The following is a 10,807-nucleotide window of genomic DNA, read 5'->3' as shown; positions in this document are numbered from 1 at the left end:
GCGTTCCGCTGTCCGGACGGGGTCAGGCGACGAAGTGGTCGAACTCGCCGGCCTTGGCACCGCGGACCCAGGCGTTGAACTTGATACGGGTGGTGGTGACGACGAGGGTGGGGTCGTTGGACTGCCGGATGTAGACGTGATCGCCCTCGGAGGCGATCTCGATCCAGTCATCCTTGTCGCTGCTGGTACTGGACCTCTGCCAGTCGAGGTGGTCCACGGATGCCCTCCTGGTGGTGCGTGGCGGCCGGAACGAGGGTACTGCTCCCTGTGCACGGGTGGCGGCATCGTTTCGGTCATGTCAATTCGTGCGAGACGTTGTGCTATTCCATTGGGGTGTCAGTCGTTCCTACACTGAAGCCCCGCCGCACGGGGGCTGCGGGAGGCAGGTTTGCCGACGGGCCCGGGGGAGGCGCGTGTGACTGACCGGGGCTGGGACGAGGACGACGCCCGGCCGTACTTCTTCCTCTCCTACGCGCACACCCCCAAGGCCGGTGCGCGGGGCGCGAGCGATCCGAACCACTGGGTCAGGCAGTTGTACCGGGATCTCTGCGAGGCGGTGCTCCAGCTCACCACCGTCCCGGACGGGGTCGCGGTCGGCTTCATGGACGAATCCATGCACCAGGGCGAGTTGTGGGCCGAACGGCTGTCCGACGAGTTGGCGACGTGCCGGGTGTTCGTACCCCTCTACTCCCCGAGGTACTTCAACAGCGTCCCGTGCGGCCAGGAGTGGCACGCCTTCACCCGTCGACCGGTCTACCCGGCGAACCTCGACTCCGAGCGCACCAGCGGCATCGTGCCGGTGCTGTGGGCGCCGATGAGCCGCTACCGGCTGCCGAACGTGGCCAGTGAACTCCAGTTCAACCACACGAGCTTCGGGCCCGAGTACGCCACCGAGGGGCTCTACGCGCTGATGAAGCTCAGCTACTTCCGCTCCTCCTACGAGCTGGCCGTGCACCGGCTGGCGGCCCGGATCGTCCAGGTCGCCGAGGAGACGGTGATCCCGGTCGGGCGGCGGCTGGAGTTCAACGCCCTCCCGAGCGCCTTCAACGTCACCGCCCCGACCAAGCAGCTGCGGATCTCCGTACTCTCGTACCACCAGAACGAGTTGCCCGCCGACCGCAGCCCCGACTACTACGGTGAACGGCGCACCGACTGGCATCCGTACCGGCCGGTCGGCTCGCCGATCGCCCAGCACGCGGCCCGCCTCGCACGGCAGTTGGGGTTCCAACCGACCGTGCACGAGTTCGACGACGAGGTCGAGTCGATCATCGACGGCAACGCCGAGGCCCCCGGCCTGCTGCTGCTCGACCGCTGGGCGCTGCGCGACCCGCGCCGGCGCGAACTGGTCCGGCGCTTCGACCGCTCGGACGCCACCTGGGTGAGCATCCTGGAACCGTTCAACGGCGACGACCCCGAGTGCGCCGAATGCGCCGACGAACTGGGCGACTTGAGCGACGAGGCGCTGCGGATCACCCGGCGGGCGAGCCGGCCGAGCTTCCTCGGCGCGACCGGCCCGACCGGGCTGCACACGCTGGAGGACTTCGACGACGCGCTGCCCCGGGCGGCGATGAAGGCCAAGTACGCCTTCGAGGGCCGCACCCGGGCCGAACCGGAGGAACCGCCGCCACCGCGGCCGAGCCTGCGGGACGCGTTCCGGCGCCCAGGAGGCGGGTACGGACCGGACGGAGCCCCGGCGGACCCCTTCGGGGACGACCAGGGGGACGAGCCCGCCGACAGCAGAAGCAACGGCAACGGCCGCACCCAGCACCGAAGTCGGAACAACGGCAACGACCCGCACCGCGAGCACGCACCGTACCGTGACGACGGCGATGAACCCGATGACGGGATGGCGCCCTTGGGAGGACCACGATGAGTGACAACGTCACGAGGAACCTGCGCCTCGGCGGCCTCACCGCCGCCGAGCTGGCCGCCCAGCGGGAGGCCGGGCGGCAGGCGGCGGAGCAGGACCGCAACGGCCGGATCATCACCTTCTACTCGTACAAGGGCGGCACCGGCCGCACCATGGCGCTCGCCAACACCGCCTGGATCCTGGCCGCCAACGGGTTCCGCGTGCTCACCGTGGACTGGGACCTGGAGGCGCCCGGCCTCGCCAAGTTCTTCCACCCGTTCCTCGACCAGGCCTCGCTGGCCGGCACCACCGGCATGATGGACCTGATCGCCGAGTACCGGGAGGAGGCGCTGCGCCCGGTCGAGCACGCCGAGGGCTGGCACCTGGACTTCGCCCGGGTGCACCCGCACGCGCTCTCGCTCACCTGGCCGCACTTCCCGGCCGGCGGCAGCCTGGACTTCCTCTCCGCGGGCCAGTTCAACCGCGACTACTCCGAGGCCGTCACCCACCTCGACTGGGACATCTTCTACGACCGCTTCGACGGCGGGCAGTTCTTCGACGCCCTCAAGGCCGACATGGCCAAGCGCTACGACTACGTGCTGATCGACTCCCGCACCGGCCTGTCCGACATCGCCGAGATCTGCACCGTCCAGATGCCCGACGACCTGGTGGTCTGCTTCACCCTCAGCGACCAGTCCATCGACGGCGCCTCGCGGATCGCCCAGCACATCCACGACCGTTATCGTGAGCGCGGCATCCGCATCCTGCCCGTCCCGATGCGCATCGACGAGGGCGAGAAGGAGAAGGCGGACGCCGGCCGCGCCCTCGCCCGGGTCCGCTTCGACGGGCTGCCGACCGGCTTCGAGGGCGAGGAACTCGCCCAGTACTGGGGCTCGGTGGAGATCCCGTACCGGCCGTTCTACGCCTACGAGGAGATCCTCGCGACCTTCGGCGACCAGACCGGCACGCCCACCTCGATGCTGGCCGCCTGCGAGCGGCTGACCTCCATGATCACCGAGGGCCGGGCGGCCGGCCTGCCGCCGATGGACGAGGAGGTGCGGCTGCGCTACGTGGACGCGTTCACCCGCCGCCGCCCGTCCGTGCCCGCCGACCTCTACCTCTCCTACGTCCCCGAGGACCGGATGTGGGCGGACTGGATCGAGTCCGTCCTGACCAGGGCGGGCTTCCGGGTGCTGCCGCGCGACCTCAGCGCCGGCACCGACCCGCGCGAGGAGACCGAGCGCGGCATCGACTCCGCGTACCGGACGGTGGCCGTGCTCTCGCCCGCCTACCAGCGCTCCCCGCAGGCGCGGGCGCTGTGGGAATCGGTGGTCAGCTCCGACCCCTCCGGCACCCGGCGCCAGCTGCTGCCGGTCCGGGTCGGCGACGTCCGGCTCACCGCGCCGTTCAGCAACCGCAACCCGGTCGACCTGGTCGGGCGCGACGAGACCCAGTCGATCCAGAGCCTGCTGCGCGCGCTCGGCCGCGGCGACACCCCGCTCGACGACGCGCCTAGCGGCGGCCCGCGCTTCCCCGGCAGCAAGCCCTCGGTGTGGGACGTCCCGCCGCGCAACCCCTCCTTCACCGGCCGCGCCGCCGTCCTGGAGCAGCTGCGCAACCAGCTGCGCGGCGGCATGGCGGCCGTGCTGCCCACCCCGCAGACCCTGTACGGGCTCGGCGGCGTCGGCAAGACCCAGGTGGCCCTGGAGTACGCCCACCGCTTCATGTCCGACTACGACCTGGTCTGGTGGATCGACGCCGAGCAGACCGAGCTGGTCGCCCCGGCGCTCGCCGAACTCGCCCGCCGGCTCGGCCTGCGGGTCGGCGACTCGGTCACCGAGGCCGCCGAGGCGGCCCGGGAGGCGCTGCGGCGCGGCGTGCCCACCTCGCGCTGGCTGCTGATCTTCGACAACGCCGACGAGCCCGCCGAGATCCGCCGGTTCTTCCCCGGCGGCTCCGGCCACATCCTGGTCACCTCCCGCAACCAGGCCTGGACCGGGCACGCCGAGGCGCTGGAGGTCGACGTCTTCACCCGCGGGGAGAGCGTCGAGCACCTGTGCCGGCGCGCCCGCAGCCTCTCCCGCCCGGACGCCGACCGGGTCGCCGAGGCGGTCGGCGACCTGCCGCTGGCCGTCGAGGTGGCCGCCGCCTGGCTGGACACCACCGGCACCCCGGTGGAGACCTACGTCTCCCAGCTGCACGCCGAGGCCGCCCGCGCGCTGGCCGTCGGCCGCCCGGCCGACTACCCGACCCCGGTCGCCGCGACCTGGAACGTGTCGATCGGACGGCTGCGCCAGCAGTCCCCGGCGGCCGTCCGGCTGCTCCAGCTCTGCGCGTTCTTCGCGCCCGAGCCGATCTCGATGAACCTCTTCTACAGCGACCAGATGATCCGGGCACTGGTGCGGTTCGACGCCGACCTCAGCGACAAGTTCATGCTGGGCAAGGTGATCCAGGCGATCGGCCGGTACGCGCTGGCCAAGGTCGACGCCGGCAGCAACAGCTTCCAGGTGCACCGGCTCGTCCAGGCGGTGATCCGGGCCGGGATGACCGCCGACGAGCAGGAGGTCGCCGTCCACGAGGTGCACCGCATCCTCACCGGCGCCCGGCCCGTCCTCGGCGACACCGACGACCCGGCCAACTGGCCCGCCTTCGACGAGATCTGGCCGCACCTGTCGCCGTCCAAGGCGCACAACTGCGACGAGGCGGACACCCGCCAGCTGCTCATCGACCGGGTCCGCTACCTGTGGAAGCGCGGCGAGCTCGACCGCGCCCGCGACCTCGGCCACGCCCTGGACGTGGAGTGGACCGGCAAGCTCGGCGAGGACGACCGGCAGACCCTGCTGCTGCGCTTCCAGCTCGCCAACGTGCTGCGCTCCCAGGGGAACTACGGCGAGGCGCTGGCCCTGGACGAGGACACCCTGGAGCGCCAGCGGGCCCTGCTCGGCGAGCACCACCCGTACACCCTGATGACGGCCGGCTCGCTCGGCGCCGACCGCAGGGCGCTCGGCCGGTTCCAGGCCGCCCTCGACCTCGACCGTGAAATCCTCGACCAGTTCCGCGAGTTGTTCGGCGACGACAACCCGCGCACGCTCTCCATGGCGAACAACCTGGCGATCGACTACCGGCTGGTCGGCGACAGCGAGGCGGCCCGCGAGCTCGACCAGGAGACCCTCGACCGGCGCACCGCCGTCCTCGGCCCCAAGCACCCGTACACCCTCTCCACCAAGTCCAACCTGGCCCGCGACCTGCGCGAACTCGGCGACTACCGCGGCTCGGTGGACCTGCTCCAGGAGGTCACCTCCGACCTCGGCGACGTGCTCGACCCGGACCTGCCGGAGAACCTGCGCAACGCCAAGTCGCTGGCCGTCTCGCTGCGCCGGATCGGCCAGCTCGCCGAGGCCCGCCGGATCACCAAGGAGACCTACGAGCGCTACCTGGAGCGCTACGGCGCCGACGCCCCCGACGCGCTGGCCTGCGCGCTCAACCTGGCCGCCGACCACAGCGCCTCCGGCGACAAGGAGGCCGCCCGCGACCTCTGCTCCACCGTCTTCGAGGGCCACCGGCGGCTGTTCGGCGACGAGCACCCGTTCACCCTGGCCTGCGCCAACAACCTCGGCATCTACCTGCGGGGCAGCGGCGACATCCCGGGCGCCATCGAGCGCGGCCGGCTCACCTTCGAGGGGCTGACCCGCTCGGTCGGGCCCGAGCACCCGTACACCCTCAACGCGATGATCAACCTGGCCAACGCCTACGGCGACGACGGGCAGCTGGACCGCGCCGAGCGGCTCGGCCGGGCCGCGTACCAGGGGCTCTGCGACCGCTACAGCGCCCAGCACCCGGACGCGGTGGCCTGCGAGGCCAACCTGGCGATCACCCTGCGGTCGGGCGGGCGGCACACCCAGGCCGCCGAGCTGCGGGCCCGGGCGATCTCCGAGCTGATCCGGCAGTTCGGCGAGGAGCACCCCAACACGGTCTCCGCGCGCGGCTGGAAGCGGATCAACCGGGACCTGGAACCGCAGCCGGTCTGACCGGGAAGGGGGCGGGGTACGCTGCCGGACCATGAGCACCCCGCCCCCGGTCCTGGTCACCCGGCGCCTCGCCCCCGGCGTCGTCGAACGGCTCACCGCGCACCACGCCGTCACCTGCCACGACTCCGACCTGGCGATGGACCGGGCCGCCCTGCTGGACGCCGTCCGCGGCCGGCGGGCCGTGATCACCACCCTGGACGACCGGGTGGACGCCGAGTTCCTCGACGCGGCCGGCCCGGGGCTGGCCGTCGTCGCCAACCACGCCGTCGGCTACCACAACGTGGACGTGGCCGCCTGCGCCGAACGCGGGGTGCTGGTCACCAACACCCCCGGCGTGCTCACCACCGCCACCGCCGACATGGCCTGGGCGCTGCTGCTGGCCGCCACCCGCCGGCTCGGCGAGGGCGAGCGGCTGCTGCGCTCCGGCGCGCCCTGGACCTGGGCGCCGAACTTCCTGCTCGGCCTGGAACTGGCCGGCACCCCGCTGGGCGTGCTCGGCATGGGCCGGATCGGGCAGGCGGTGGCCCGCCGGGCCCGCGCCTTCGACATGCCGGTCGGCTACCACAACCGCCGCGAACTGCCGCCCGAGCAGGCCGGGGGCGCCGACTGGAAGCCGCTGGACGAGCTGCTCGCCACCTCCACCGTGCTGGTCGTCACCTGCCCGTTCACCGCCGACACCCGGCACCTGCTGGACGCCCGCAGGCTCGCCCTGCTGCCGCGCGGCGCGGTGGTGGTCAGCATGACCGCGGGCGTGGTGGACGAGGAGGCGCTGGCCACCGCGCTGGAGTCCGGCGCGCTGTTCGCCGCCGCCGTGGACAACTTCGAGCGCGAGCCGGCCGTCCCGGCCGCGCTGCTCGCCCAGGAGCGCGCCGTGCTCGCCCCGCACCTGGGCAGCGCCACCGTCCGCACCCGGCAGGCGATGGGCGGCCTGGCGGTGGACAACGTGCTGGCGGTGCTCGGCGGCTCGGCGCCCCTGACGCCGGTGAGGGCCTGATCCTCCGGGGCAGCCCTGACGGCGGCGGCTCAGCGCCCCGGACGCCGGTGCGGGTCCGAACCCCCCGGGGCGCCCCAACCGGCCGCCCAGGCCAGCGCGGTGGTCATCACCCGGAACGCCCCGAAGTGCGCGGCGCCGGGCTCCAGGAACAGCTCGGCGTCCGGGATGTGGTCGGCCAGCCAGCGGGAGTGGTCGACCGGCGAGAACTGGTCGTCCGCGCCGTGCCAGAGCCAGGTCGGCACCCGGACCGACCCGACCTCGAACCCCCAGTCGGCGGTGAAGGCCAGCACGTCGTCGATCCAGCCGTCCGCGCCGTGCCGGAACGCCTCCCGGTAGTTGCTCTGGAGCATCCGCCGCAGCCCGCTGTCGGCCACCACCTCCCGGTCGGCGGCGGAGAGTTCGGTGCGCAGCCCGTTCAGCAGCCGGACCGGGTCGTCCTTGATCTGCCGGGAGCGGAACTCCATCGCGTCGGCGATCCGGCCGTGCCCGCGCTCGGCCTCCTTGTAGGCGCGGACGTTGGACGGGGTCATCCCCGCGTACCAGTCCAGTCCGGCCGCGTTGCGCGGGGCCAGGCCGACCAGCACCGCCGCCCGGCTGACCCGCTCCGGCAGCAGCGCCGCGCAGGCCAGCGCGTGCGGGCCGCCGCCGGAGCGGCCGAGCACCGCGAAGTTCTCCAGCCCGAACTCGTCCGCGATGGTCCGCACGTCCGCGGCCGCCGCGCTCACCCGGCGGCCGAACAGCCGGGTCGAGTCGCCGTAGCCGGGCCGGTCGTACGAGATGAGCCGTACGCCCAGCCGGTACAGCACCGTGCTGCGCGGGTGCGGGCCGACCCGGCTGCCGGGCATGCCGTGCAGCAGGAAGACCGGACGGCCGCGCGGGTCGCCGAGGGACTCCACGGCGAGAGCGCGGTCGTCCGCCGTCTTGACCGTCCGTAACGACACCTGCGGCCTCCTCAGTGCTCCGGGTCGGTTGCGTGCTCCCGGTCGGTGGTGGTGCGCACCTCCCGGCGGGCCTGCCAGGTGGTGTGCTCGCGGGAGATCGCGTCCTCGGCGTCCCGGGCCAGGCGGGCCCAGACCTCCTCGGCCTCCATCGACTCCAGGTCCAGCTGGGCGAGTTGGCGCTGGACCTGCGCCAGCTCCTCGGCGGCCAGGGCGTACGCGGCGGCCAGCGGCCGGTACTGGCGCAGCTGCGCCCAGGCGGCGACCGAGGCGGCCACCGCCGAGACCGTGCCCAGCGCGTCGTAGCCGAACGCGCCGAGCGCCCGCAGGACGGCGAGCACCAGGCCGAGCGCGGGCAGCAGCACGCCCAGCACCCCGGCCCAGTGCCCGGCGCGGGCGCAGTAGCGGGCCTTGGCGCGGTACCAGTCGTGCTGCAGCCGGATCCGCTCGGCCAGGTACACCTCGCGGCGCACCGCCAGCGGTTGCCCGCGCAGGTCGCGCATCGCCGGGGTGATCTCCACCCCGGCGTCCGGGACGCCCACCGGGGTCTCCCGGAACGCGCCGAGCACCCGGGCGAGTTGGAAGCGGTACAGCCCCTCCGCGTCCGGCAGGGGGCGCGGCGGGGGCTGGTAGGCGTCGGCCCGGACGGCGTACTTCCAGGCCAGCGTCTTCACCGACTCGGCGGCCGCCCGGCCCTCGTACCAGAGGCCCTGCGGGTTCTGCCGGCTGACCACCACCGCCAGCGCGATCGCGCCGAGGTAGGCGGCCGCCGCCGGCCAGGCCCAGGGCTCGCCGTCGGCGGAGCCGGTCGCCGCGGCGACCACCAGCAGGACCAGCTCCCACGCGGAGAGCAGCACCGAGCGCCGCTGCCCGCGCAGTGAGGCCGCGTCGGCGGCCCAGAAGAACTCGGGCAGCAGGTCCCGCTCACGCACCCACCCGGTCCGTCCCGCAACAGACGCCATGTTCGGCCCCCACCAGTCGCTCCGGTCGCACCGCTCTCCTGCCCCGGGCGGCTCGCCGGTACGCCTGGTGACGGCCGGGGCGGCCGGATGTGGCCGGGAAGACCCGGTGGTTGTCCGGTACTCCCCGTGTTCGGTCCAGCACCCAGCGTGCGGGGAGGCGGCGGGGGCGTGCGGCGGCCGAGGGGTGTGCGCGGGCGACCTGCCGGTGCGGACCGGCGGGTTCGGCCGGGCGGGAGTGCGGCTCGGCGGGTTCGGCCGGGCGCGAGCGCGGCTCAGTAGGTGTAGAAGACCCGCTCGGCGTTCTCGGCCATCTGCTTGGCGTTCCACTCGGTGCCGCCCGGGACGTTGCCGGAGCGGAACAGCGGCGGCGCGGGGCACTCCCCGGCGGCCGCCCGGTCGGCCAGCCGGCCGACCGCCGAGGCGACCACGGCCTGCATCAGCGCGCTGGTCACGATGGTGGAGACCGGGCCGAAGGTGGTCTCGGCGCCGGGGTGGGTCAGCTCGCCGTCGCCGACCGCGATCTTGCTGTCCAGTACCACGTCGCAGTGGTCCTTCAGGTAGGTGCCGGTCGGGTGCGCCGAGGGCACCTCCCGCGGGTACGCGAGCGAGGTCACACCGACGACCTTGAGGCCGCGGTCCCGGGCGTACCGGGCCAGCTCGACCGGCATCACCTGACGGCCGGAGAGCGAGATCACGAACAGCAGGTCCCCGGCGGTCGCGGGGGTCAGGTCCAGGGTGGCGGTGGCCAGTCCGGAGACCCGCTCCAGCGCGCTGGACAGCGGCGCGGGCATCACCGTCACCCCGGCCATCCCGGGCACGTTCAGCAGGTTCACCGGGACGAGCCCGCCGGCCCGGTAGACCACGTCCTGGGCCGGCAGCGCGGAGTGACCGGCACCGAAGGTGAAGACCCGGCGACCCTCGGTCATCGCCTCCGCCAGCAGTGCGGCGGCAGCCTCGATGGTGTCGGCCTCCTCCTCGCGGACCCGCTGGAGGTGGGAGATCGCCGCGTCGAAGTACCGGCCGACCAGGTCGTTCATCTGCTGCCTTCGCTCTCTGCCGGTGGGGGAGCCGGCCGGGTGGGGTGGTCCGGGTGGTCCAGACCGCCGGTGGAGAAAGCTTCGGCGAGCACGGTCGCGCCCCGGCGGCATCGTTGTCAACAGGAACAAAACGGGTCCCCGGAGCCCCGGGGCGGACCCGGTTGTCGGTCCGGTACGTCAGAATTGGCGGTGAGGACACCGAAGAACGGAGCCAGCGGCGATGTCTGGGCTGATCGACACCACTGAGATGTACCTTCGCACCATCCTGGAGCTGGAGGAGGAGGGCATCGTCCCGATGCGCGCCCGCATCGCCGAGCGCCTGGAACAGAGCGGTCCCACGGTCAGCCAGACGGTCGGCCGGATGGAGCGCGACGGGCTGCTCCAGGTCGCCGGGGACCGCCACCTGGAGCTGACCGAGGAGGGGCGCCGGCTCGCGGTGCGCGTCATGCGCAAGCACCGCATCGCCGAGTGCCTGCTCGTCGACGTGATCGGCCTGGAGTGGGAGCAGGTGCACGAGGAGGCCTGCCGCTGGGAGCACGTGATGAGCGAGACGGTCGAGCGCAAGGTGCTCGCCATGCTCGGCCACCCCACCCAGTCCCCGTACGGCAACCCGATCCCGGGCCTGGACGAGCTGGGCGACACCAAGGCCGAGGGCGAGGGCTTCGACGCCGGGCTCGTCCCGCTGGACACCGTCAAGCCGGGCGAGGCCGGGGCCGACGTGGTGGTCCGCCGGATCGGCGAGCCGATCCAGACGGACAGCGCGCTGATGAGCACCCTGCGCCGGGCCGGCGTCCGGCCGGGCTCCACGGTCAAGGTGAGCGCCGGCGTCGGCGGCGTGCTGGTCGGCACCGGGGACAACGCGGCGGAGCTGGGCAAGGACATCGCCCAGCACGTCTTCGTCGCCCAGGCCTGAGCCCGCACCGCGCCCGAGTACTCCGGCACGCCGGGTGCTCCGGTACGGCGGGTACCCCGGTACGGCGAAGGGGCCCGCTGCTCTCC

At 73.3% G+C, this 10,807-nt stretch carries 8 protein-coding genes; 4 read left to right on the top strand and 4 right to left on the bottom strand.

Going from position 1 to position 10,807, the window contains the following annotated elements; translation table 11 throughout:
- Positions 1 to 22: 22 nt before the first annotated feature.
- Positions 23 to 217, bottom strand: a complete 195-nt coding sequence (locus ACFU6K_RS17735) for a DUF397 domain-containing protein (RefSeq protein ID WP_380663991.1) — start codon at positions 215 to 217, stop codon at positions 23 to 25.
- 198 nt (positions 218 to 415) lie between these two features.
- Between ACFU6K_RS17735 and ACFU6K_RS17730 the strand changes: the two genes are divergently transcribed.
- From ACFU6K_RS17730 to ACFU6K_RS17720, 3 genes are read left to right on the top strand one after another with little or no spacing between them, the layout of a single operon-like run.
- Positions 416 to 1,873, top strand: coding sequence for a TIR-like protein FxsC (locus tag ACFU6K_RS17730; protein ID WP_380663988.1), 1,458 nt, complete (start codon positions 416 to 418; stop codon positions 1,871 to 1,873).
- Positions 1,870 to 5,877 carry an FxSxx-COOH system tetratricopeptide repeat protein gene (gene fxsT / locus ACFU6K_RS17725; protein ID WP_380663986.1) on the top strand — a complete coding sequence of 1,336 codons (4,008 nt, stop codon included), beginning with the start codon at positions 1,870 to 1,872 and terminating at the stop codon, positions 5,875 to 5,877. Before ACFU6K_RS17730 ends, fxsT begins: the two co-directional genes overlap by 4 nt.
- A gap of 31 nt (positions 5,878 to 5,908) precedes the next feature.
- A complete protein-coding gene (locus tag ACFU6K_RS17720) occupies positions 5,909 to 6,871 on the top strand; it encodes a 2-hydroxyacid dehydrogenase (RefSeq protein WP_380663984.1) in 963 nt (320 codons plus the stop codon).
- A gap of 29 nt (positions 6,872 to 6,900) precedes the next feature.
- Here the strand turns inward: ACFU6K_RS17720 and ACFU6K_RS17715 are convergent, their stop codons facing one another.
- The 3 genes from ACFU6K_RS17715 to ACFU6K_RS17705 form a co-directional block, all read right to left on the bottom strand.
- On the bottom strand, positions 6,901 to 7,812 hold the full coding sequence (locus tag ACFU6K_RS17715; RefSeq protein ID WP_380663982.1) for an alpha/beta fold hydrolase: 912 nt from the start codon (positions 7,810 to 7,812) through the stop codon (positions 6,901 to 6,903).
- A gap of 11 nt (positions 7,813 to 7,823) precedes the next feature.
- On the bottom strand, positions 7,824 to 8,741 hold the full coding sequence (locus tag ACFU6K_RS17710; protein WP_380663981.1) for a DUF4231 domain-containing protein: 918 nt from the start codon (positions 8,739 to 8,741) through the stop codon (positions 7,824 to 7,826).
- Positions 8,742 to 9,043: 302 nt separating this feature from the next.
- The gene (locus ACFU6K_RS17705; RefSeq protein WP_049649966.1) at positions 9,044 to 9,808 is read right to left on the bottom strand and encodes a sugar isomerase domain-containing protein; all 765 of its coding nucleotides are present in this window, start codon (positions 9,806 to 9,808) and stop codon (positions 9,044 to 9,046) included.
- A 220-nt stretch (positions 9,809 to 10,028) separates the two neighbouring features.
- Between ACFU6K_RS17705 and ACFU6K_RS17700 the strand changes: the two genes are divergently transcribed.
- Entirely contained in the window at positions 10,029 to 10,721 is a 693-nt protein-coding gene (locus ACFU6K_RS17700; RefSeq protein ID WP_049649967.1) for a metal-dependent transcriptional regulator, read from the top strand.
- Positions 10,722 to 10,807: the final 86 nt, after the last annotated feature.

The sequence above is a fragment of the Kitasatospora sp. NPDC057512 genome (genome assembly GCF_042802135.1).
Taxonomy (GTDB): domain Bacteria; phylum Actinomycetota; class Actinomycetes; order Streptomycetales; family Streptomycetaceae; genus Kitasatospora.
The sequence above is the reverse complement of the archived record's forward strand: the minus strand, read 5'-3'. Positions and strand labels throughout refer to the sequence as shown.